Source organism: Colwellia marinimaniae (assembly GCF_002207865.1).
Taxonomy (GTDB): Bacteria; Pseudomonadota; Gammaproteobacteria; order Enterobacterales; family Alteromonadaceae; genus Colwellia; species Colwellia marinimaniae.
The window spans coordinates 26140-50186 of record NZ_BDQM01000027.1 but is presented as its reverse complement, the minus strand read 5'-3'; the positions used below and the strand labels follow the sequence as shown (position 1 = coordinate 50186).

Annotated in this window: 25 protein-coding genes; 14 read left to right on the top strand and 11 right to left on the bottom strand. The window is 40.0% G+C overall.

Annotation, left to right across the window (positions count from 1 at the left end; translation table 11 throughout):
• The first annotated feature begins 183 nt into the window (after positions 1–183).
• Both MTCD1_RS14015 and MTCD1_RS14010 read left to right on the top strand, forming a co-directional pair.
• The gene (locus tag MTCD1_RS14015; RefSeq protein ID WP_057183294.1) at positions 184–672 is read left to right on the top strand and encodes a GNAT family N-acetyltransferase; all 489 of its coding nucleotides are present in this window, start codon (positions 184–186) and stop codon (positions 670–672) included.
• 127 nt (positions 673–799) lie between these two features.
• On the top strand, positions 800–1132 hold the full coding sequence (locus MTCD1_RS14010; protein WP_057183292.1) for a YggL 50S ribosome-binding family protein: 333 nt from the start codon (positions 800–802) through the stop codon (positions 1130–1132).
• A gap of 324 nt (positions 1133–1456) precedes the next feature.
• Here MTCD1_RS14010 and MTCD1_RS14005 read toward each other — a convergent pair whose 3' ends face one another.
• Positions 1457–1948, bottom strand: a complete 492-nt coding sequence (locus MTCD1_RS14005) for a redoxin domain-containing protein (RefSeq protein ID WP_057183290.1) — start codon at positions 1946–1948, stop codon at positions 1457–1459.
• Between the two features lie 341 nt (positions 1949–2289).
• Between MTCD1_RS14005 and MTCD1_RS14000 the strand changes: the two genes are divergently transcribed.
• Both MTCD1_RS14000 and MTCD1_RS13995 read left to right on the top strand, forming a co-directional pair.
• On the top strand, positions 2290–2685 hold the full coding sequence (locus MTCD1_RS14000; RefSeq protein ID WP_057183288.1) for a VOC family protein: 396 nt from the start codon (positions 2290–2292) through the stop codon (positions 2683–2685).
• A gap of 132 nt (positions 2686–2817) precedes the next feature.
• The gene (locus MTCD1_RS13995) at positions 2818–3528 is read left to right on the top strand and encodes a leucine-rich repeat domain-containing protein (RefSeq protein WP_057183285.1); all 711 of its coding nucleotides are present in this window, start codon (positions 2818–2820) and stop codon (positions 3526–3528) included.
• Between the two features lie 36 nt (positions 3529–3564).
• Here the strand turns inward: MTCD1_RS13995 and MTCD1_RS13990 are convergent, their stop codons facing one another.
• The 7 genes from MTCD1_RS13990 to MTCD1_RS13960 form a co-directional block, all read right to left on the bottom strand.
• Positions 3565–4902 (bottom strand): hypothetical protein, encoded by a 1338-nt coding sequence (locus MTCD1_RS13990; protein ID WP_057183283.1) that lies wholly within the window; start codon positions 4900–4902, stop codon positions 3565–3567.
• Positions 4895–5734 (bottom strand): anti-sigma factor, encoded by an 840-nt coding sequence (locus MTCD1_RS13985; RefSeq protein WP_057183282.1) that lies wholly within the window; start codon positions 5732–5734, stop codon positions 4895–4897. Before MTCD1_RS13985 ends, MTCD1_RS13990 begins: the two co-directional genes overlap by 8 nt.
• Complete coding sequence (locus MTCD1_RS13980) at positions 5719–6306, bottom strand: RNA polymerase sigma factor (protein WP_159459912.1); 588 nt, start codon at positions 6304–6306, stop codon at positions 5719–5721. Before MTCD1_RS13980 ends, MTCD1_RS13985 begins: the two co-directional genes overlap by 16 nt.
• A 60-nt stretch (positions 6307–6366) precedes the next feature.
• Positions 6367–7470 (bottom strand): hypothetical protein, encoded by a 1104-nt coding sequence (locus MTCD1_RS13975; protein WP_057183277.1) that lies wholly within the window; start codon positions 7468–7470, stop codon positions 6367–6369.
• On the bottom strand, positions 7454–8281 hold the full coding sequence (locus MTCD1_RS13970) for a hypothetical protein (RefSeq protein WP_057183276.1): 828 nt from the start codon (positions 8279–8281) through the stop codon (positions 7454–7456). The genes MTCD1_RS13975 and MTCD1_RS13970 overlap by 17 nt, the downstream gene beginning before the upstream one ends.
• A gap of 80 nt (positions 8282–8361) precedes the next feature.
• Positions 8362–10338: a hypothetical protein gene (locus MTCD1_RS13965; RefSeq protein ID WP_057183274.1), complete on the bottom strand. Its 1977-nt coding sequence runs from the start codon at positions 10336–10338 to the stop codon at positions 8362–8364.
• Positions 10339–10536: 198 nt separating this feature from the next.
• Positions 10537–10959, bottom strand: a complete 423-nt coding sequence (locus MTCD1_RS13960) for a rhodanese-like domain-containing protein (protein ID WP_057183272.1) — start codon at positions 10957–10959, stop codon at positions 10537–10539.
• A 213-nt stretch (positions 10960–11172) separates the two neighbouring features.
• Here MTCD1_RS13960 and MTCD1_RS13955 point away from each other — a divergent pair, with 213 nt between their 5' ends.
• The 5 genes from MTCD1_RS13955 (at position 11173) to blaOXA (ending at position 13582) form a co-directional block, all read left to right on the top strand.
• Positions 11173–12042, top strand: a complete 870-nt coding sequence (locus MTCD1_RS13955; protein WP_057183270.1) for a LysR family transcriptional regulator — start codon at positions 11173–11175, stop codon at positions 12040–12042.
• Positions 12043–12153: 111 nt separating this feature from the next.
• Complete coding sequence (locus tag MTCD1_RS21255; RefSeq protein ID WP_157447821.1) at positions 12154–12309, top strand: hypothetical protein; 156 nt, start codon at positions 12154–12156, stop codon at positions 12307–12309.
• On the top strand, positions 12300–12437 hold the full coding sequence (locus MTCD1_RS22705; RefSeq protein ID WP_143760128.1) for a M56 family metallopeptidase: 138 nt from the start codon (positions 12300–12302) through the stop codon (positions 12435–12437). The genes MTCD1_RS21255 and MTCD1_RS22705 overlap by 10 nt, the downstream gene beginning before the upstream one ends.
• A complete protein-coding gene (locus tag MTCD1_RS13950) occupies positions 12391–12636 on the top strand; it encodes a M23 family metallopeptidase (protein WP_057183268.1) in 246 nt (81 codons plus the stop codon). Before MTCD1_RS22705 ends, MTCD1_RS13950 begins: the two co-directional genes overlap by 47 nt.
• Positions 12637–12799: 163 nt before the next feature.
• The gene (gene blaOXA / locus MTCD1_RS13945) at positions 12800–13582 is read left to right on the top strand and encodes a class D beta-lactamase (protein WP_088568966.1); all 783 of its coding nucleotides are present in this window, start codon (positions 12800–12802) and stop codon (positions 13580–13582) included.
• A gap of 142 nt (positions 13583–13724) precedes the next feature.
• On the opposite strand, the gene MTCD1_RS13940 is transcribed toward blaOXA, so the two are convergent.
• Both MTCD1_RS13940 and MTCD1_RS13935 read right to left on the bottom strand, forming a co-directional pair.
• Positions 13725–14156, bottom strand: a complete 432-nt coding sequence (locus MTCD1_RS13940; protein WP_057183264.1) for a GlcG/HbpS family heme-binding protein — start codon at positions 14154–14156, stop codon at positions 13725–13727.
• 111 nt (positions 14157–14267) lie between these two features.
• Positions 14268–15056 carry an IclR family transcriptional regulator gene (locus MTCD1_RS13935; RefSeq protein WP_057183262.1) on the bottom strand — a complete coding sequence of 263 codons (789 nt, stop codon included), beginning with the start codon at positions 15054–15056 and terminating at the stop codon, positions 14268–14270.
• A gap of 450 nt (positions 15057–15506) precedes the next feature.
• Here MTCD1_RS13935 and bhcB point away from each other — a divergent pair, with 450 nt between their 5' ends.
• From bhcB to MTCD1_RS13910, 5 genes are all read left to right on the top strand, one after another.
• On the top strand, positions 15507–16484 hold the full coding sequence (gene bhcB / locus MTCD1_RS13930) for a beta-hydroxyaspartate dehydratase BhcB (RefSeq protein ID WP_057183260.1): 978 nt from the start codon (positions 15507–15509) through the stop codon (positions 16482–16484).
• Positions 16485–16619: 135 nt separating this feature from the next.
• A complete protein-coding gene (gene bhcC / locus MTCD1_RS13925) occupies positions 16620–17768 on the top strand; it encodes a 3-hydroxy-D-aspartate aldolase BhcC (RefSeq protein WP_057183258.1) in 1149 nt (382 codons plus the stop codon).
• 90 nt (positions 17769–17858) lie between these two features.
• Positions 17859–18851: an iminosuccinate reductase BhcD gene (gene bhcD, locus MTCD1_RS13920; RefSeq protein WP_197410309.1), complete on the top strand. Its 993-nt coding sequence runs from the start codon at positions 17859–17861 to the stop codon at positions 18849–18851.
• Between the two features lie 317 nt (positions 18852–19168).
• Positions 19169–19750 (top strand): GNAT family N-acetyltransferase, encoded by a 582-nt coding sequence (locus tag MTCD1_RS13915; protein ID WP_057183256.1) that lies wholly within the window; start codon positions 19169–19171, stop codon positions 19748–19750.
• Complete coding sequence (locus tag MTCD1_RS13910) at positions 19747–19947, top strand: hypothetical protein (RefSeq protein ID WP_231733106.1); 201 nt, start codon at positions 19747–19749, stop codon at positions 19945–19947. Before MTCD1_RS13915 ends, MTCD1_RS13910 begins: the two co-directional genes overlap by 4 nt.
• A 377-nt stretch (positions 19948–20324) precedes the next feature.
• On the opposite strand, the gene MTCD1_RS13905 is transcribed toward MTCD1_RS13910, so the two are convergent.
• Positions 20325–23663, bottom strand: coding sequence for a ligand-binding sensor domain-containing diguanylate cyclase (locus MTCD1_RS13905; RefSeq protein ID WP_057183254.1), 3339 nt, complete (start codon positions 23661–23663; stop codon positions 20325–20327).
• Positions 23664–24047: the final 384 nt, after the last annotated feature.

The window sequence follows — 24047 nt, the reverse complement described above, 5'->3', positions numbered from 1 at the left end:
CAAAAGCCAGTAAAACTTCCCCAGTATTTACCCCCCCATTGATGAAAAATAAAAATCGCCAAAAACGTAAACGTTTTTGATTGTTAAAAGAAAATAATCCAGTTAAAGTATTTCGATTCTAAATAAAGTTAAAAAACGAGTTATTCTACAGGCTCGTTAGCAGTGTCGGTAGTATGGAGCTATATGAAAGTTAGAACTTATTATTTAGAAATGAATACTCCTGAAGAGTTGATTGAAAAAACAGACCCACGTGGGCTTGCCATTGTAGAAGCGAAAATTAACGAATTTAGGTTCAATAAATTTCTTTATCAGCTTATCGGAGAGCAATGGGCGTGGGTAGATAAATTATCACTCCCGGAGGCAGAATGGGAAGCGTATGTAGAAAACCCAGATTTACGTACTTGGGTTGCATATTATGAAGGGACTATCGCTGGTTATTTTGAATTAAATACTAACGAATCAGGAGATACAGAAATAGCTTATTTTGGCTTAGCTCCAAATTTTATTGGTAAGGGTTTTGGCGGTTATTTATTATCACAAGCAATTTCGAATGCGTGGAAAATTACTAAAACTAAGAGAGTATGGGTACATACTTGTTCATTAGATCACGATTCAGCATTATCTAATTATAAAGCGAGAGGATTAAAGCTTTATAAACAAGAAATAGCGTAAGGCAGTGAATATACTGCTATAAGCAATTCAACAAGGACAAAAAACAGTTGGCTTTTTGTTCGTGTATCACTTATTTTAGCCAACTGTTACTTAGCCGCATATTGTGGCGTTAGGTCAAGGAAAAATTATGCACTCTCGAAAATCCCGTAGATTAAGAAAAAAGCTTTATTTAGATGAATTTGCTGTAATGGGGGTTGAATTAGATTGTAATTTAACTTGTAAGGATGAGTCTGAATTAGCAACCATAATGGATGACTTTTTTGTTTATGTTGACACTCTAAACTTGTGTGTTGGCGGGGGCGGAGATCTGACTTCCTTTGCAGGCTTTATTTCTTCTCAGGAACGCTATGCTTCAGTCACTGAATCGGACATATCAAGCATCTCTAATTGGTTGAAAGGCCAAAATATCGTTGCAGAGTTTAATATTGGTGAACTTGTCGATGCTAACTATGGCACATAAGCCAATTAAAATGGACTGCTAACCGTTTGCTCGCTTCAGCTTCGCTTCACATTTTAGCCAACTATTATTAGCCCCTTATTGGGGCGTTGAGGCTGTAGAATAACTAATTCAGCCAAAACTACTAAAATTTTGTGCTCCTGTATCGAACTGCAGAGGATTAACTCGATATAGGTAATGCATTTACCACCCCGATTTTAGGGGGTAATTCATAATAAACGAGTTATTCTACAAGCTCGTTGCTGAAGTGGCATGGTTAAGGTTACTTTAGCCATGTTGGTGATATCTATTACACTATATATTCGATAATTTTCTGTCAGGTATTACTTACCAACTAGCCCAAGCAATGCGCCACCATAAACCAAATAAACTGACATAACCTGTGGTGTAATTAACTAATTCACCTTGGTCAATCACCATCACTAAAGGTGTTACTTGCACACCCAGTGATCTCGCTATACGATTATCATTGTCGTTGATGACCTTAAATTGATAATCTTCAGTGCTCATATACGTTTTTAGTGTCTCATTATCACCAGATTGCATGGCAATGCTGTAAACAGGGTAATGCCGCGAAATAGTATCGACCGAAGAACTCACTACGGAACAAACCGGACACCAGGTACCCCAAAAGTACACTAATACGGGCTGTTCAAAGCTTAACGCCTTTAAATCAATTGCTGCGTTATGAATCGTCAGCCCTTGTAATTCGGGCAGCGCTTGTCGATCCATATCCTTAGTTCGCCATGTATCTACGGCAAAGCTCATCATAAGAAAAATCACACCAAAAATAGCGATTTGTTTTAACCAATACTTCATTTTTTACGTTCCTATTGAACCTTCTAATAGTCATTTGCGTAGAATAGCTTAGCTAAGTAATGCCGATATGGACTAAACTCCTAGTACCGATGCTTAGTAAGCTATCTTAAACAAATGAAATAATAAGGAATATGACAATTTGTAATCTGTGAGTAGTTTAAAGGCACTATTGCCTACCAGCAAACGTCAGCGGCTAAATGCCTGGCCCTTTCATTTTTCTCCTTACTGCCAAGCTTTATTAAACTGAAGGTGGCAACAATAATTGTACTGTCAGGGTATTCATCTTATTTGATATATTGATTACACTGTTAATCAGCAGCACAATAACTTAAAGGTCTACTATGCAGCAAATCACCCGGGTAAATCATCTTGGCATTCGTGTTTTTAGCTTGGCTAGCTCGAGAGCTTTTTACGAAAAGCTGGGTTTTAAATTTATTGTCGGCCCGGTAGGACCTGAGCCTGTTGCCATTATGGAGCATGCCAGTGGCGTTAATATTAACTTTATTCTAAATGCCGCCGCGCCAACAGAGACGAATGTGTTGATGGATGAAGCGGTGAAAAAAGCAGGTTATACCCATGTTGCTTTGGAAGTAAATGATATGGATGCTGTTATTGCCCAGCTGAAAACATTGGCTATTGATATTACTGAAGGGCCGGTAGTTTTTCCTAGCGGAACATCGGTTTTCATTCGTGATCCCGACTGTAATGTTATCGAGTTTCATCAACCGAAAAAGTAATAGCATTAGGGTTTGAAGTTGCTTAGTAAAAAAAGAGTGGCCATAGTGCTATTAATTATTTATCTAGGCTAAAGTAATAAGTAGCAAAGTAACCAGCTTTGACTTTATCAATAATTGCCGTAAGAGCTCACTGTGATCACTAATATCATCAAACCATTGACCAAGCTAAACATCAATAAACTAAGTAAAGTTTTATCAGTCACTTTGCCTATTATTGCCCTCAGTTTAGTGACAAATTTTGCTAGTCAGGCAACTGAGCAGTCAATAACTAACATTATTAAAGATGAATATTTAGCTCGCTGTCTTACTGAATTAGTTGCTGATACGCCAGCCGTTGCATGGCATAAGTTAAAAAAAGTAAAATGTCATGGTAAGCATATTAAGCAATTAGATGGTTTAACTGTGTTGACGGATTTAGAGCACTTATCGTTATTTAATAATCAATTAAAAGTAGTAGATATTTCATCTTTCAAAAAATTAAAATTTGTTAATATTTCTAATAATCAACTGGTCGAAGTAAAACTGTCAGGCTTGTCAGAGCTAACGACACTGTATTTATTCAAAAATAAATTAAGGTCAATAAATCTAACGGGTCTAGGGAAGTTAAAAAAAATACGCATTACTAATAACCAGTTAGTTGATATTAATATCAGTGCACTGACCTCATTAGAAAAGGCTTACTTTTTTGATAACAAGCTTGAAGATCTAGTGCTTGCCGGTTTAACTAAATTAAAATTTATCGAGTTAAGGCAGAACCCAATGCCGGATGAAGTGTACGACCGTTATGATGAAATGGAAGGCATTACCATTATCCATGATGGTAATGCTGACGATTGGAAGTAATAGCAATCTCATTAACTATGTGATCATTTTCACTGGTTAAATATTATAGGAAACCGAAATAAACCAAGTCGATAAATCAAAATTGGCGGCGAGGTACTCAGCTGTCCAGGTATCTTTACTACGGTAATCCGCATAAACCGCTTTTATCTGCCACTTTCTGGTCAGTCTATACGCTAACTCAAAATCGAACTCATAGCCTATCTCTTGGCCCGTGCCGTAAGTATTGAAGTCATGGTAAACAAAGCGCCAACGCAGCTTTTTATGACGACCACGATAGGTAAAGAACGTATCGCGTAAGCCCTTTTGTCCGGAATAGCTGGTAAAGACATCGGCCCAACCTTGAAATTTATGGTTAGTGCCCAGTGAAGATTTAAAGCCAATGCCCTGATCTTGGCTAAAGGTTTCTTGGCTAAGTTGAAAGATATGACTTTTATACTGAATACTGGCTGCAACTAGGTTATACCAAGCTTGATAATTGTCGGTGTTGTTGTAAGCATCTTCTTGCCAAGCAAACTCAGCGTTATAACGATATTTAATACTATTGGGTTTAAATTCATCTGCAATTCTAATGCCGACAGTGTTACTAGAAAATGATGCTTGGTCTCTATTATCAATAAGATAATTGTATACAACAAGTTGCCAGTTATTCTCTGTTTTATAGCCCATATTAATGAAGTGGCCTTTAAGCTGGTGTTCACCCCATTCACTTGTCGGTCTATTAGTCAGGTAACCATTACGAGGGTCGTCTGCAGGTAACTCTTTATCAGCATGCCGACCAAAAATTCGCTGCACTTTATCAACATAAGCGTATTGAATATGCCAGTTCATTTGATCGTTATATTGCGCTGAAATAGCATCGAAACTTTGCGGGGTTTGCCAATACTCTAGCGCGCCAACCATGCGTTCATTATCGTATGACAGGCTTTGTCGGCCAGCTTTTATCTGCCAATTATTATTACTGCTAAAAGCTAAATAACCTTGGCTTAAGCTGCCGCCTTGGGTATCAGGAATAACCGACTTGCGATTAAACTGGCTGATTGAGTTGTAATTATCGTTGTGAACAAAAACATAGTTAGGCTGTAATAAAAGTTGCCATTGCTCATTATCATCTAAGGTAAAGCTAGAGGTTAATTTAACCCGAGTTGTAAAGGCATTGGCATCTTGCCACCAATCATCATGGGTACTTTGATAACGACTACGAAAAGCCAGTTCATGTTTACCTGGTAGTTCAACATTGTATTTGTCAGCTACTTGTTCCTTTGACTCTGCTTCCGCAAAAGACACGCCAGTAAAGCCAGCTAGTAATGTTATTAAGGCTATATTTATTGTTTTACGCATTGTCTTACGTATTATTTTAGGCATGGTTCTATGCATTTTTCTGCCATTCCTTTAACCTAATACATAAGCCTCGAGCAACAATAATATCACTGGGCTCACCTATGGGAGAGCCCCCTAAGTCTTCAATGGTCACTATCAGTGCTGCTGAGTCTTTAATTAAACGCCATTGCGCTGCCGATAATTGCTGTGCAAGTATGGCGACATTTCGGGGGATAATGCCTAGGCTGCGTGCTTGTTGGTCGGTTTTGGAGACAACCCAAAGCTCTAAATCTTCTGCGGCGCTAATGTCAGGGGTATGTATGATGTTGATGACTAATGTCTTTGATTCACCATAGGTGCTGGCAACGAATTGTGCATTATTATCTGTGTTGGTTAGTACGGCAATGTAACTTAACGAATCCTCTGTGCCGCCTTGTTGGTTAGAGTTGAGTAAGGCAAAGCTTAGCAGGCAAATAACGACAATAGATACTGCGTGGATAAAGCGCGAACTGGCTAACGTAAACCACGGCTTAATTAGCGCGACTAGTTCTTGCCGGGCATGCTTTTGTTTTGCTGGTTGTGCTTTTACCGCAGCTTGTCCTAAGTTATTGTTAGCCTCGGTAGTTGTTAAATTGTCTACCTGGGCCGTTATTGCTTGCCAAGTTGACTCCTTAGGCGCTAATTCTGTGGTTTGTCTGTCCAAAGCAATAAAACTTTGTTGCCAGTGATTGATTCTGGCTTCAAGTTGCGGATGAACAAGCATAAGTTGCTCTGCTCTATTATGTACGAGAGTAGATAACGTACCTAAAACATAGTGGCTAGCAATATGCTCTACTATGGTCGGCTTGGTGTAACGTGTTAATTGCTTAGGCGCTAATTTTTTAGGCATAATTGTAATTTCCCTAATCCACGCCGTATCCAAGACTTAATCGTATTGACCGGAGATTTTAAATATGCCGCGATATCTGCTCGACTATAACCGTATAGGTAGGCCATTAAAATAGCTTGGCTTTGTTGCTGTGCTAGCTTAGCTAAACAGTCATTGAGCGCACCTTGCGCATGTTCTTTGAAAGCAAGTTGTTGACTGTTGAAGTTTAATGCCTGAATGTCGTCTTCATGAAACTCAATCATATCTGCTTGGTGCCTACGTTTATCGTACCTTAATCTGTCATAGGCTCGATATCGGACAATAGCCGCGAGCCAAGTAAAGGGTTCACTTTTGTCCACTTGATAATGACTGCTATTTTCCCATATCTTAATGAAGGCTTCTTGTAGTACTTCGTTGGCACTATCTCGATTGCGAGTAATGCGATAGGCAATACCATTTAGTCGCGGCGCTGTTTGTTGATATAACCGCTTAAAGGCGACCTTGTCGCCCTTGCCACAGTGGCATAACAAGTCAATTAGCTCACTAATTTCTTGGTTGTGCTGCTGGTCATATTTCATTGATTCGTATGGCATAACTTGTTGTTTTCCATCGGTCGAACTTAATATATTAATTGAGTGAGTCTTAACCATTTACTAAAAATAAAAATGACTTTGCAAAAAAATCAAATCATAACTTTGGCTTGGCTTTTGCGGTATATCTTCTTTGGTCCGTAGCCCTAATCGTAACTGCACATTGGCAATTGGGGTGTATTCAGTGACAAATGAGTAGCGAGTTTGTTGGTTCTCATCAATATCCTGATCAGGGTCGAAGTATTCAGCCGTAATCTTAAAATTTAGGCCTTTTTGCCATTGATAATCGATTTCTACAAAGGTAATTAGCTGCTTTATTTGAGCTGAGCTAACGTTATTTATTGGCTTAAAGGTGATTAAATCTACCTCAGCTAGCAGGGTGAAATTTCCCCAAGTAGCACCTGAATATAGATTAAACATCTTAGTTTGTTGTTCATTATTATTAAATACTAGACTAGTACCAAGGCGATAATCACTGAATAGATGTTCAGCTCTAATGCCATATAAAAAGTTATCATCATCATTGATTAGTTGACTGGTACCATTGGCCATAAACAAATTAATCGCCGACCTTTGATAATTTACCGTGTATTCAATACCGTTATCGCCATTGTCAAAGTTCATACCGGTGACTTGTCTGATAAAGGCACCATCATCTTCTATTCTGATGCCATAGGGCAGGAACATTTTACCCACTTTGAGCAAGTTGCCACTAGCAAAACTCATCATCGCCCAGGCTTCTCTGTTTAGCGCCGAGCCTGGAGCTATTTGTTCATCTATATAGAAAGATAGACCGGTGTCAGCAAAGACAATGTTCGCGTATAACAAGACACTACTGACCTCAAAGGATTTACTGGTTAGTTCATTTTTGTCTTTTTGAGCATTAGCGTTGAAGCGAGCATCTGAGCCTATGGTTAAATACTGCGTTAATTGCGCCAGTTTATTACTATCAAAGCTATTAGTTTTAGCGGGCAATATTGTTTGACCAAATGCTCGACCAAAGTTATTTCTTTGCCCGCCACCATCGGGATTTACATGACAAGCCATACATTTTAAATTGTTTTTATAAGCTAAATAAGGCTCGGCTTTACTGGTGAAACTGCTCAATAATAACGTTATTAGCACTAACCCTGGTAAGAGAGCGGCTTGCTTAAAAATTATGCTCATAGTTAAATTCTCCACCATCGACATTATTATAATTGCCATCTAGCAGTTGCCCACCGATAGAAATAATAGAAGAGATACTGTTGTTATTTAGAGAAAACTTCAGCTGAGTCACGGCTAGGGGTAACTGGCTGATAGTTATCTTTAGTGTCTGTGGGTTAATGACAGATAAGGTGATATTTTCATCGCTAATTGACCAGGTCGCGGTCGGCGAACTGGCGTTAATCAATATTTGCTCACTAGCTAAGCTGCTAAAGTTCATCGGCTGATTGAAGCTTAAAGTTAACGTCGCACTTTTATGTTCATTAAGCTGCCTTGTTGCCATATGGCTGTAATTTACCTGGGCGCTAATATTACTGTTTGGCGGCACCAGTGCGCCTAAAGTAATCCATTGTTTAATGGCGTTAATTGCGTCAGTTGATAAAGCGGGTTTACCTAAAGGCATACGTGCACCGGCTTGACTAGCGCCAGTGATTTTTAAATATAAGTAGCTGTTTTGTGCCGAGCCGGGCAAAACCCGCTTGAAATTTGCATTGGCGGAAGTAACATTAATTAAGTTTTTGGCCGATGTTGCCAAGTCCGACAGGTTTTGACCCGCAGCGGGATTAGCGCCACCGTGACACTCAACGCAGATAGGGCTAAAGACATTATCTTGAATCCATAACAGTGTTGATTTTTCTTCGTTGCCATCATCGTCGGTAATATCTTCCGCTATGACTGGCTCTAGCGGTTGTCCTTGTCCATCTAGATTTTCACCATTACCGGCATTACAAGCTGTTAATAGCCCTATCATAGTGATAAATAATAATTTCATATTCACCTCTTATCGACTTGAGCAAAGCCTTTGCTCAAGTCAGGTTTCAATATCCATTTACAACACTTAATTTAGTGCAATTAAGGCCGGGCAATTGTCCATAACGGATAATCACCGTTGGTATCGCCAACTAGGCTATCACCTATGTAAAAATACAGTGGTAAACCTTTATAAAGCCATTGATAAGTTGTGCCGCTGTTTTCTGCTCTACTAATAATAGTAAATTTTCCAAAAGCTTGCTCAGTAGAGCTGGCATATAATGGCGGCCAAATCATTGCGCAACTATCAAAACAAGTACTTAACCCTGAGTTTGCTGTATCGCTGTCAAAAGTATAAAGGGTAAGTCCCATTAGTTGAGCTGATGTTTTTCCTTGGCTGGCCAAGACATTACCATGGGCGGCAAATAGATCGCCTTTAGTGGCATGGTTATCTACTTTAACCGGTGCTGGCCGTGCTATATGCCAAGTCAGATCAACGTTTTCACCTAAGAGGTCGGCTGCTGTGGTATCAGGGCTAAAGAAATATAAAGCCATGTCATTAATTGCCCATTGTTTCATGCCATTGCTACGGGTGATTATTGAATAGGGTGCTGTGGCTTGATCGCCATCATCGGCAAGTAAAGCTGGCCAAGCATCTAAACACGCATCAAAGCAGTTGCTCACGCCAGCACTATCAGTATCAAAGGTATACAAGGCGAAACCTGACTTATCCATTAGCAGGTCAACAAAATCCATGGTATCAACGTCTCTCAACATTACATGGACCATACCCATGATGGTAATACTGGCCCCTAAGGCAGTTGTTTCTTCGACGAAGTTGGTGGTAGTACTTGGCGCAATTAAGTGCCAGACACCATTGACGTTATCGCCGTTAATATCCGTTTTAGCGGTATCACCAGCAAAGAAGTACAAAGCCATACCCTTGTGGGCCCATTGTTTAGTGCCGTCTGCTCGGGTAAATATGGAAAAATCACCTATGGTGGCATCGGCGGCACTTGGTACAAAAGCAGGCCAATTGACTAGACAATCACCACTACAGCTAGAGCTATTGGCTGAGTCCATAGCAAAGGTATACAGTGAAAATCCGTCCATGCTTTGCTTAACCACGGAAAACTCAGTATTACTGCCTTCATCGGCGAGTAACACATTAACCAACCCAGTGGCAGATAAATAACGACCATTGACATCGGTACGTTGAATGGCTGGCTCTAATGTGGCGGTATGCCAAACATCATTAACTTCATCCCCCTTGTTATCGCCGGCAACTTCATCGCCCATATAGAAATATAATGGTTTGCCCTTATAGGCCCATTGCATCATGCCAGCAGTTACATTAATAAGACTTAACGGTAGCTGTGCTTGTGCGCCAGTATCGGCCAGTAGCGGTGGCCAAGCATTAATACAGCTGCCAGTACAGCTAGTGGTATTAACCATGTCCATATCAAAAGTATATAAAGTAAAGCCGTTTTTATTAGTTCTTAAAGGTGTTAATACTGCATTGTTTTCGCTGACAGACAACACGGTTTGATTACCAACATAACTAGCAAGCTCATTTATCATGGCGGTTTTAATTGGCATAGGTCTAGCTAGGTGCCAAATATTATCTATACCATCACCCAAGACATCTCCTTGAGCTGAATCTAGTGCATAGGTATATAAGGCTTGTTGGTTATAAGCCCATTGTTGAGCGTTGTCAGCGCGAGTAATAAAGCTAAAGTTCCCCGAAGCTATCGCGCCATTAGTTACTAATAAGGGCGGCCATCGTCCAGCACAACTTGTTGTATCATCAACAGCGCCATTACAGCTAGAAACGTTCATTGCGTCATTATCAAAGGTATATAAAGATAAACCAGACGCGGCTAAAAGTAAGCTGCCATTGTCATTAACAACGGTCATACTTGGCAACGCTACTTGCGTAGGGAAAGTGCTACTTACCGGTGGTTCAACATAACCACCGTCAGCTGGAGTAGATGAGCCTCCGTCACCACCACCGCAAGCGGATAATAAAACTAAGCAAGCGCTGGTGATTAGAGTAAAAATCAAGAGGTATGATTTCATTTTTATAGTCCATTTTTATCAGGGTTCAATTAGTTATACGCCATTGACTTAAAAAAGTTGCAGTAAAAATAAAATCTTTTTCATTAGGGGCTGTTGATCTTTCAGGGTTCAATTTTGTTCGAGATAAAAGCGTTTTAGCCGAATCCTTCGACCCCGTTTGTTTGCCATTAGCGGAGATGTTATTTAATAGCGCAGTGACTATTTTTGTGTGACTTTCACTCGACGATTCACCGGATATCTTTCAAAATCTTCCCAGTAATGAATCCCACCGAGCATTTCTTTTACGCCATAGCCTAGGGCTGAAATTTTCAATGCCGCTTTCGCGGCACCGTTGCAGCCTGGCCCCCAACAATAAACCACAAACAGGGTCGTTTTATCGAATTTAGCCAAGGTATCCGTGTTTATTTCACTGTGCGGCATATTGATGGCGGTAATAGCGTGGCTTTTTTCAAAAGCTGCTTTAGCGCGTACATCTAATAATATATAGTTTTGGTTAGCCGCTTTAATATCCCCATAGACATCTGAACAATCGGTTTCACTGGCAAGTTTAGCGGCAAAAAAATTATGCAGCTGTTGAGTTGTGATTATTTGTTGAGGAAATGCATTACTATAGCTAGACATAAATACTCTTAATTTATTGGTAAGAGCATTACTTTAACGTGGCGTATTCTTTTGCTACATTCACCAATACTGAAGTCAATATTCGCTAATACTGAAGGGTAATAATTTCGGCTAACGAGTATAGTTGACCCATTCTTTAGCTAGCAAAGAACTTAGTAAAATCGCTAGTAAGGTTCCGAGTAGAGTATTGAGTAAAATGTAAGGAAGTAAGCTGTGGAATTTTATCACCTGCGTTCATTTGTCGCGGTTGCGCAAACAGGCAACTTAACTCAAGCGGCCAAGCGTTTATATACTACACCGCCGGCAATAAGTGCCCATATAAAAAGTCTTGAAGAGGAGTTGGCAACACCGCTATTTATCCGTTCAAGCAAGGGTATGGCATTAACCGAAAAAGGTCAATTACTGCTAAAAAAAGCACAAGTAACCTTAGATAGTGCGGTCGATTTAGTCAATCTAGCTGCTGATAATCAACATGAAATTATCGGCAGCTTTAACTTAGGTAATAACCTCAGTGTTGAGCAGATAAAGCTTGCCGAGTTGGCTGAAAACCTACAAGAAAACTGTCCAGGTATTAGTTTAGCTATTCATCAGCAATCCACAGGTAAAATCCTGGAAAATATTAGAGCTAAGCAACTAGACGGTGGCTATATTTTTGGTGATATTCCTGATGACTTTATTGGTGTAACAGTGCAGCAGCAACAAATAACCACCATAGCGCCGTTAAGCTTTGCTAGCCGAAAAATATTGACGGTGTCTGAACTTAGTCAGCAACCTTGGATAATGATGGGCGAGTATTGCCCCTTTGATGAGATGTTAAGCAGTAAACTTGGTGGTAACATCTCATCGGTATTGAAATCTAGTGATGATGGTACCCGTCTGGAGCTGGTGAAAAATAACTTTGGTTTGAGTTTCGTCACTTTAGATGAAGCGCTTTTAGCGCAAGAAAATAAAACCGTGCATATTATCCCGACCCTTGATTTTACCACGCCATTGCATTTTGTTATTGCTAAAAGCCGAGCACAAGAGCCGGTACTTAAAGCGCTGCTGCACGAAATTAAAATATTGTGGCTATTAAAAGACTAGTTTAGCTAAATCTGGTGATTAAACTTGGTCATCTTTACACCACTATACTGGCGGCTACGCTTTGCCCTTGGCTTATGGAAAGTGAAGTAATTCATTCAACAAGCGGTGCTAGTGACGGATTTAAAGGCTTTCACTCAAGCACAGCAAAAGAGCATAGCGACGACAAAAACACGAATATTGGTGACCGATGAAAGTGTATCTCCTTTTGTTTTTGGTTTTTTCCAAGTCACTATGTTGTTACCTCAATCTGTTTTACCATGCCAGTAGCGCAACAACGTTTGCTAATTGACCATGAATTAATGCATATAAAAAGGCAGGACCCTAAGGCGGTTATTTTATGGCGTTTTTGTGCTTGTTTATTTTGCTTTAACCCTTTTTTCACTACACAGCTTTAACCAGCTTAATACTGACGGCATCTTACCCGTGAGTAGTGGCCGAATTTCTTCTGGTTATGATGATATTAGTGATTTTCGAGCTCATAGGCCGCATCAGGGCATTGATTTTGCCGCGCCAATTGTCACCGAGGTAGTTGCCAGTTTCTCTGGTGGTGAAATCACCTTACTTGCTGCGGATAAATCTTGGTTAAAAAATTAGCGAGTGGTAATAATTATTTTGTTACAGATTAGTGTTTCTCTAGTTATTTATCATTAAGTATCATGGCTGACTAGTACTATTTATCCTAAATAATAAAAAGTAATTTATGAAGCCGTTTAAGAAGAATTCATCAATAATTAAAGCCGTTATTATAACTGCCGTTATGCTAATTGCGAGCTTAGCAATAAGCCCTGTCAGTCAGGCAGAAGCGCCTAAAAACCTAGGTGCAGACTGGGGTAAATATTTCAAAAAGTATAATGCTACAGGCACTATAGTTATCCTTGATCAACGTGCTAATCAAGAGCAAAGCTGGGTGTTTGATCAAAAAAGAGCACAGCAACGTTATTCACCTGCTTCTACTTACAAGATCCCGCACACGCTTTTTGCTCTGGATGCAGGCTTGGTAAAAGATGAGTGGCAAGTTTTTCCTTGGGATGGGGTGAAAAGAGCTTACTCACCGCATAATCGAGATCAAAATTTACGCTCGGCCATGCGTAACTCCGCGGTCTGGGTGTATGATATTTTTGCTAAACAGCTAGGTAAGCAAAAGTCTGGCAATTATTTGAAGAAAATAGCCTATGGTAATGCCGACCCAAGTACTGCACAAGGTAGCTATTGGATTGAGGGTAAACTGGCCGTGTCAGCGCACGAACAAATAGAATTTCTGCAGCGTCTTTATAAAAATGAGCTGCCTTTTAAAGTCGAGCACCAGTTATTAGTGAAAGATCTTATGGTGATTGCAGCAAAAAGAACCTGGATACTAAGAGCTAAAACTGGCTGGCAAGGCCGGCATGGTTGGTGGGTAGGTTGGGTTGAATGGCCTAACGGGCCGGTATTCTTTGCCTTAAATATCGATACCCCAGACGGCATGAGTGATCTCTACAAGAGGCAGGCGATAGTGCGAGACATACTTATGTCGATTGAAGCTTTGCCAAGTAACAGCTAGCAAGCCGATTCAACTAGTGCCAGTATTTTTTTGATTATGATATCTTGCTGATTGAACAGCAGAGTATATAAAATAAAAAATGCTAAAACCTAATGGCTTTAGCGTTTTAATGCTTTTATCGAGTTAACACCTTAACTTACCGCTAAGCATAGGTTTTACTAAAACTATCAATGCCTGCTTGCGCACAGCTTAAATCTTGCTCTGGCGAGCCTGAGCTGATGCCAATGCCGCCAACTACGTTGCCATTGAAGCTTATTGGTAAACCACCACCAACAATACACATACGGCCACCTAAAGCGGTATGAATACCAAATAAATTATTTTTATCGCCTGGAATACAGGCTTTATTTAATTCATGGGTACCCTTGCGTGCCGATGCTGCGGTAAAGGCTTTATCTTGCGAAATGGTAATACTGTGTACTTTACCGCCATCCATACGTTCAAAGGCAATTAAATTACCGGATTCATCGACAACGGCAATACACATGGGTATGCCAAGTTCAGTGGCTTTTTGTACTGCGCCGTCAATGATGGTTTTTGCTTCCGTTTGGTTTAGTCTATTTATTGTCAACATAGTTGCTACTCTTCTAATTTTAAAACTGGTTCAGCTTGCTTAAGATAATTATATTGACAGTGAGTTATTACCTTGGCTGATGTAATCTGCTTAACGATTACAAAATATCTTTTAACTGGCTTTTTTAATGACTGGTTCGGTTTTAACATAACCCAGCTCAATGGAAATTGACTTACCCGCTTTAACCAAGTCTTTAATCCACTCATCTTTACGTCGTTCAATCGGCGCTGACACCGATAATCCGGCAACAACTTCGCCATATCTGTCATATAAAAGTACACCAATACAACCTACGCCTATTTCGGCTTCTTCGTTGTCATAGGCAAAACCTTGTTCGACACAGCGCATACATTCGCGCTCTAAGCTTTCTATCTGTGAAAATGTTTTACGGGTATAGGTAGGTAAGTTTGTTCGCTGCGCATAGCCACTAATACCTTTGCTGCCTTCCATACCTAACATCATTTTGCCAACACCGGTGACATGTAAAGGCGCGCGGCTACCTATAATTTGTTGTACATGCATCATTCTATTGGGCACGGCTTTTTCTACATAAATAACGACATCACCTTCACGAGCGGTAAGGTTGATGGTTTCACCAAATTTATCACGCAGTTTTTCCATATAAGGTAGAGCCACTTTACGAAAATCAACATTTTGATATTGATAATTACTTAACCTAATGAGTCGGCCGCTTAACTGATACTTACCTGAATTGCCACGATCAACAAAATGATTGTCGATAAGGGAATGTAAGATACGAAAAGCAGTAGATGGCGCCAAGTTAGTATCTGCACTGAGCGCTTTTAATGTTACCGGCATGGTATAGCGTGATATCGCATCGAGTAATGCGGCGGCTCTATCGAGTACTTGAATGCGAGATTCTGGTTTGGTTTTGTTCATAATGTTACCGCTTATTTACAGGCTTAATTTTATCATCCATCTAACATCTCCTTTCTTGACTCTTGTGTCAACTTTTGATTTAAATATAAAGCTAAAAGCGATAAAAACCATAATTAATTTCAGTTTGCTTATTTCATATTGTGGAATATTAATTTCAGAGTGAATTTAGTGGCTTATAAGTTGAATAAAATCAATTGCTTATTGTTTTTAATTCGGTGGCTGCGAGGTTGGATTTCATATGGTGAAACCCCTCTTATTTGCCTGCTTTGGCTATTTTTCATAAGGTGAAATTGAAGCGATAAAAACAAAATATTCTACTAATTAACACTCACATTGAGACTAATTATTGAAAAATACTACTAATAGCGCGACTAAGCACGCGAGAAATATCACGGCTAAAACCGCGACTAATACCACGGTTAATAGCCAAGAAAAGATTAAGAGGAACCTATGAGCAGTGCAACCAAACCGACTATGATCATTCCAAGCTACGAAGATGTACTCGTTGCCCATGAACGCATTCAACCTTACATCCACAAAACTCCAGTGCTAACGTCAACGCGTTTGAACGAAATGACCGGGGCTGAGTTATTTTTCAAATGTGAAAACTTACAAAAAGCAGCGGCATTTAAAGTTCGTGGCGCCTGTAATGCTGTCTTTGGTTTAACTGATGAAGCAGCAAAGATTGGTGTTGCCACGCATTCTTCAGGAAACCATGCTTTATCACTTTCATATGCAGCGGGACGACGCGGTATTCCCGTTACCGTAGTCATGCCTCATACCGCACCACAAGCGAAGAAAGATGCGGTGATCGGCTATGGTGGCAAAATCGTAGAATGTGAACCGTCAACCTCTTCTCGTGAAGCAGTATTTGCTGATGTTGTTGCCCAATCAGGTGCTGATTTTGTCCATCCATACAACGACCCTCGTGTTATTGCCGGTCAAGCGACTTGTGCCAAAGAATTGCTTGAGCAAGTTAACAACCTTGACGCTGTAATAGCCCCTATCGGTGGTGGCGGTATGATCTCAGGGACCTGTTTAACACTTTCGCATGTTGCGCCTGACGTTAAAATTTACGCGGCTGAACCTTTAAATGCTGATGATGCCGCGCGCTCTTTTAGAGCCGGACACATTATTGCTGATGATGCACCCAACACAGTGGCCGATGGCCTTAAGGTGCCTTTAAAAGATCTAACTTGGCACTTTGTTAGCAAGTACGTAACCGATATTTTTACTTGTAGCGAAGAAGAAATCGTTGCTGCGATGAAACTTGTCTGGAAAACAATGAAAATTATTATCGAACCAAGTTCAGCGGTAGCCGTAGCCTGTATTTTGAATAATCCCGAAGTTTTCAAGGGCAAGCGTGTTGGCGTAATTATAACCGGTGGCAATGTCGATTTAGACAAACTGCCGTGGATGAATAAATAAAAAATAAAGCCAATGTTATCCACCGAGGGCTTTACCAGCCTACCAGGATATTTTTCTCAGAGCAGTGCGTAGCACCTCGGTGGTTAAAAATATTACGTTAAATAAATATAAACAATTAAAATTTTGGAGAATAAAATGACAAAAATAAATGATTTAGCCGTAGGTTATGACGTGCCCGCAATTCCGGGTATGGATGAAGCCGATATTCAAACACCCTGTTTAATCGTTGATTTAGACGCGTTAGAGCGCAACATCGTTAAAATGGGTCAATACGCGAAAGACATGGGCGTGCGCCATCGTGTCCATGGCAAGATGCATAAATCGGTAGATATTGCTCTTTTACAAGAGAGGCTTGGTGATAGCTGTGGTGTATGTTGTCAGAAAGTATCAGAAGCCGAAGTATTTGCGCGTGGCGGTATTAAAGACATTTTAGTGTCTAATCAAGTTCGTGATCCAGCAAAAATTGACCGTTTAGCCCGTTTACCTTTATTAGGTGCCCGTACTATCGTTTGTGTTGATGATATTGATAATGTTGCTGAATTAGCGGCTGCCGTTGCTAAACATGATACACAAATTGAATGTCTAGTAGAGATCGATTGTGGTGCTGGCCGTTGTGGTGTTACTGAAGGCCAACCGGTGGTTGATATTGCTAAAGCGATAGCGGCAACGCCAGGCTTAACTTTCTCAGGTATTCAAGCTTACCAAGGTGCTATGCAGCACATGGAAAGTTTCCAAGCACGTAAAGAAAAAATCGATATTGCTATCGGTATGGTTGCCCGCACAGTTGCAATGCTTAAAGCCGAAGGCCTTGAGTGTGACATCGTTGGTGGTGGTGGTACAGGTTCATACTACTTCGAAGGTAACTCAGGTGTTTTCAATGAATTACAGTGTGGTTCTTACGCATTTATGGATGCTGATTACCAACGTATTCATGATGAAAATGGCGAGAGAATTTCAGAATTTGAAAACTCACTATTCATTTTAACCTCGGTTATGAGCCATACCAAAGCCGACAAAGCTATTTGTGATGCCGGTCTTAAAGCACAATCAGTCGATAGTGGTTTACCCTATATCTTTGGTCGTGATGATGTTGAATACATCAAGTGTTCTGATGAACATGGTGTTATTTCAGATCCGAACGGCGTATTAAAAATTAATGAAAAATTAAAGTTGGTACCAGGTCATTGTGATCCCACTTGTAACGTGCACGATTACTACGTTGGTGTGCGTAACGGTAAGGTTGAAACCTTATGGCCAGTTTCTGCACGTGGTAAAGCGTACTAATAGCCACTGATTTAATAGCAGCTTAAATAATAGTAGCCCATCGCCTTCGGTATTCGCCGAGGGTGTTTCCATTTTTCTAGGACATTAATTATGAGTGATTCACAAATAAACAAGGGCGTATCAGTAATTTCTGAAGAGGTTTGCCAACAAGTTATGGGTAGAGCCAATGCCTTTACTGCGGTAGAAAATGTCTTTTCTGCTATGGCTAAAAAAACCGCCTACAACTTTCCGGTAATTCGTGAAGCCATTGGTCATGCCGATGCTTTATATGGATTTAAGTCAGGTTTCGATCGTGAAGGTATGGTATTAGGTTTAAAATCTGGTGGTTACTGGCCGAGTAACATGGCAAAAGGTCTAACTAACCATCAATCAACAGTGATTTTATTTGATCCGGATACCGGCAAATTAAAATCTCTAGTGGGTGGTAACTATTTAACGGCGGTACGTACGGCCGCTTCTTCTGCTATCTCTATCGCGTATTTAGCCCGAAAAGATGTCAAAGTGTTAGGCATGATAGGTGCGGGCCATCAATCTACCTTCCAATTACGTGCTGCGGTTGAGCAACGTAATTTTGAAAAAGTAGTGTGTTGGAACTTACACCCAGAGCACATTTCTAACCTTGCCGCTGTCGCTGAAGAATTAGGTTTACCGTTTGAGTCGGTAACACGTGAAGAGCTTTGTGCCCAAGCAGACGTCATTATTACCATTACTTCTGCTTTTGAAGCACTTATTGAAAAAGATTGGATCAAGCCCGGTACTCATATCGCTTGTATGGGTACTGATACTAAAGGTAAACAAGAAGTTGATGCTAAATTACTGACAGTGGCTAAGGTATTTACCGATGAATTAGCACAATCAATTACCATAGGTGAAGCCCAGCACGCGATTGCGCGCAAACTAATTCAACAAAGTGATATCGTTCCTATAGGTGAAGTAATTAATGGTACTAAACCTGGACGTACTTCAGCGGAAGATATTACTCTTTTTGATGGTACTGGTGTTGGTTTACAAGATTTAGCGGTAGCTGCTCTAGCCGCTGAATTAGCCGAAGCTAAAGGTTTAGCGACTTACTTTAAACTATAAGGTTAGTGCTTTTTAACGAAGACTTTTCCAGTTAGTGCGGCTAAAAAGCAAGCCTCATCGGAGGCGACAAGTCATCATGGCTGTTTATTCATTTAAACAGCCATTTTTTTTGCTTAAAAGTAGCAGTAAGCACATAAGTAAAATCTTGCGTAGCAGAGGGATTTTAATACTTTGAAAATAAAGCTATTAAGGTTAGATTGGTTAATAACCGTTTGATTGTCGTTTGTTAGTTACCTAGTTACCAGGAGTTTATGTGAGCAAGTGTATAGTGAGTTATTTAGTCGGTATTTGTTGGTGTATTGGAGCTCATTGATATCATGGTGATAATTAGAGCGGCGCGTTTAGTCGATTTAGAACATATTGCTGAGTTACATGCACAAAGCTGGCGTGAAAACTATCAGCAAGTACTGTCGGCAGACTATCTTAATGATAAAGTTTTTGCTGAAAGGCTAGCCGTATGGACAACAAGATTAACAACACCACAGAGTAATCAATTAGTGCTAGTGGCTGAGTTAGAGGGCGTTTTCTGTGGCTTTATTTGTCTCTTGGGTGGTAACCATCCTAAATATGGCACCATCATTGATAACCTGCATGTGATGTCAGCTAATAAAGGCCAAGGCACTGGCTCTCGTTTATTAGCGGCTGCGGCATCTTGGGCTGCTGCCAATTATAAAGACCATGATGTATACCTTGAGGTTTTAGCCGGTAATAACAAAGCAATAGGCTTCTACCAAGCGAAAGGGGCGACGAATATAGCGACAGCTTATTGGCATACCCCTTGTGGCAACAAGGCGAAAGAATTCATCTATAGTTGGGGAGCACCTGATAACTTGGCTAAAGGTGTCGTGCAGGGGATAGCTAACAAGCTAACTAAGAATCTAGCGGAGAAGGTTTCATGAAAGCAGCAATGAAAGAATCGATAGCAGAAGTGAAGAATGAACTGAAAACTGAGCTGAAAGCTAAGCTGCTGTACTGGAATAACCTTAAAAGCAGAAAAATAAAAGTCGCGGTAATCGTCTTGGGCCTTGGCATAATAGCGTTAAAAATATTCACCACAGTATTAACGTTTGATTGGCTTAGTGGTTTATTTACTTAAGGCTAGTTGCACTTTAAAGTGGATGAAACCTCTATTTTTGTGAATTAATTTGAATACCCTCTTTGTCATCATAATACTCAAAGTAAAACTCTGCTCAATGTAAATCAGTAACGATGATTTATTGATATTATGTATTAATTATTTGGAGTGGGTGTCTGGTGTTATAACCACAAAGAAGACAATAGCTTTTGAGTTCTTAACGTCAACTGTTACCACAAAACCGACCTAATTTAGACAGATATTTATCATAATAAATAGTCCGCTTCGCCACCAGAGCTGACGTTCAGAACAATGGGGGGAGCTATTTAGAGCAAAAGATGTCATTCTCTGGATTTAAGTTATAGAACTATTAGTGCCTAAATAGCCTTTAAATTATTTCAGCTCCAATCTACTTCTTGCTGTAATGAGGTCCCATAAGATAAGTGGCCGTTTTTTATTAGAGTCTCAATTGAGTTAGTTACTTCAATAAGCAGGTCAACATTAGTGATATCTTTTTCAAACAAACTAATCCATGCATTTCTACCATTATTTTTAACAGCATAAAGGGCTATATCTGCAAAACTCAAGGTTTGCTCCCAACTAAGAGCTTCTGGTTTTTGTTCAATAAATGGATAACTAGAAATACCAATAGAACATGTTTTATTTAACGTTTTTCCGTTACCAATATCAAATGAGTATGCCTCTATATTAATTCTTATTCTTTCTGCTAAGTTTTGTATCTCTTGCAAATTAACAGTATTTGCAATCACAACAAACTCTTCTCCGCCCCAGCGAACAACCCAATCAGATTCTCTACACGTATCAGTGATTACTTTAACTAACTGTACTAAAACTCTATCGCCTGCATCGTGTCCATGAACATCGTTTACTTGCTTGAAATGATCCATATCAAGCATGATGAAACCAATTTTAGGTGGTGTACCTTCTTTGGGTTTAAAATAAGCTCTTTTTATTTGTGCGATCTCTTTGCCTATGTGTTTATGAAAAAAACGGCGATTATGGGCACCCGTTAATTGATCTGTAAGACTAACTTTCTCCAATTCTGCTGTTCTCTCTGCAACTTTACGCTCCAATTGCTCATTAATTACTCGTTCAACAATCACCTTCTTTCTTTGAGAATCAATGAACGCCAAAACTAAGCTCAGTAAAAACAAGCCATAGAAAGTATATGCCCACCATGTTTTCCAAGGTGGAGGTAAAACAGTAATGTTTAATGATGCTCCCTCTTCATTCCAATATCCGTCAGCATTGCTCGCTTTTACTCTGAAGGTATAATCTCCGTTAGGCAGATTAGTATAGGTAGCTCTTCGGTTTTTGTAGTCGGTACTTACCCAATCCTTATCCCAACCGACCAATTGATAAGCAAATTTATTTTTTTTCGGATTAGAGAAATGTAACGCGGCAAATTCAAAGGCAACAATATTGTCTTTATAGGTTAATGTTATCGCTTTAGTTACGTGAATTGCCTGAGTGAGACTAAAACCTGCCACCTCATCAACGGCATTGCTGGATGAAGAGTCCAATAATGATTTTGTCTCACTGTTTTGCTCCAAGGTTGGACTGTTGCTTAATACTAATGGCACTATTGGCACAGATTCATTTAATAAAAACATATCAGTTATCAGCACAATGGGTACTTGTTTATCATCGATAATATTTTCTGGATAAAAACGATTAAAGCCATTAATGCCGCCAAAAAATAGTTCTCCGTTTTTGCTTTTAAAAGAAGCGCCACTGTTAAATTCATTACTTTGCAGGCCATCGCCAACATCATAATTTCTAAACGTTTTAGCTTTTAGCGTCATCCGTGACAACCCTTGATTGGTACTTAACCAGATATTCCCTTGTTTATCTTCTTCAATACGGTAAATAACATTATTGGCTAGGTCATTTTCTGTGGTGAACAGCTTAAACTTTGCTGTTTTGTTATTAAAAAGGTTAAGCCCACCAGGTGTGCCAACCCAAAGATTGCCTTGGTTATCCTCTAGAAGACTATAGACACTGTCATGACTTAAACTATTGGCATCATCTGACTGATGACGGTAATGGGTAAACTGCTGGGTTTTGGGATTAAAATGATTGAGACCACCACCATAAGTTCCCACCCAAAGGTTGCCTTGGCTATCCTCTAGAAGACTAAAGACATCGTCATCACTTAAACTATTTGCATCACCTGCCTGATGACGGTACTGGGTAAACTGCTGGGTTTTGGGATTAAAATGATTAAGACCGCCACCAAGAGTTCCCACCCAAAGGTTGCCTTGGCTATCCTCTAGAAGACTATAGACAGTGTCATGACTTAAACTATTTGCATCACCTGTCTGATGACGGTACTGGCTAAACTGCTGGGTTTTGGGATTGAAATGATTGAGGCCACCACGAGTTCCCACCCAAAGATTACCTTGGTTATCTTCTAGAAGACTAAAGACATCGTCATCACTTAAACTATTTGCATCACCTGCCTGATGACGGTAATGGGTAAACTGCTGGGTTTTGGGGTTAAAATAATTAAGACCGCCACCAAGAGTTCCCACCCAAAGGTTGCCTTGGCTATCCTCTAGAAGACTATAGACAGTGTCATCACTTAAACTATTGGCATCATCTGACTGATGACGGTAATGGCTAAACTGCTGTATTTTGGGATTAAAATGATTAAGACCGCCACCAAGAGTTCCCATCCAAAGGTTGCCTTGGCTATCCTCTAGAAGACTAAAGACATCGTCATGACTTAAACTATTTGCATCACCTGCCTGATGACGGTAATGGGTAAACTGCTGGGTTTTGGGATTAAAATGATTGAGGCCACCACGAGTTCCCACCCAAAGATTGCCTTGGCTATCCTCAACAATACTATAGACATCGTCATCACTTAAACTATTGGCATCACCTGCCTGATGACGGTAATGGCTAAACTGCTGGGTTTTGGGATTAAAATAATTAAGACCGCCACCATGAGTTCCCACCCAAAGATTGCCTTGGCTATCCTCAACAAGACTATAGACATCGTCATCACTTAAACTATTTGCATCACCTGCCTGATGACGGTAATGGGTAAACTGCTGTGTTTTGGGATTAAAATAATTAAGACCGCCACCACGAGTTCCCACCCAAAGGTTGCCTTGGCTATCCTCAAGAAGACTAAAGACATCGTCATCACTTAAACTATTTGCATCATCTGTCTGATGACGGTAATGGGTAAACTGCTGAGTTTTGGGATTAAAATGATTAAGACCGCCACCACGAGTTCCCACCCAAAGGTTGCCTTGGCTATCTTCTAGAAGACTATAGACAGTGTCATGACTTAAACTATTTAAATCACCTGCCTGATGACGGTACTGGGTAAACTGCTGGGTTTTGGAATTAAAATAATTAAGACCGCCGCCACGAGTTCCCACCCAAAGATTCCCTCGGCTGTCTTCAATAAGGCTAAGAATGTCATTATCAGACAGTGAGTGACTATTATTAGGCTCATGTTTAAATACTTTTAGGCTATAGCCATCATATCGAACCAGCCCTTCTTCTGTGCCAATCCATAAAAAACCTGTGCTACCTTGCAGTATTGTATGTACGGAATTTTGGGGTAAGCCATCTTCAATGGTTATGTGCTTAAAGCGAATAGACGGTTTTCCATCAAAAGAAAAAGCAATTGAAGAAAAGAATATCGTTACAAAAAGCAACGTTATAAAAGGTAAGGTAAATTGTATTTTTTTAGACAATTAATTTTTACTTAAAAATGAATATTCCCTAAGTCTAGTTTAATTTAGGGATATAGAAAGTTGCATATATCAGCCTACAGTTTAGTTTTTTATTTAAAACAATTTAAGAAGACAAAACTTGTCGGTAAAAAATTGCCCGTCAGCGTCAGCCTTTCCATAGAAATAAAAGATCTGTTTTAGGCTCAAATACATCAAGTGTTGGAAAGTCAACGGCAGCTTTGAGCGGTAAAGAGGACGTTTGGATTAACGAGTTGCTAGCCTTCCGCTTAGCGCACCAAGTGAGCCTTATTAGTCAACGGTGGAACGGCCTATCGCACAGTTCAAAATCGACGGTCAGATTAGATATAAGCTACCATAGGAAATGCCCTGTTATATGTTATTTCT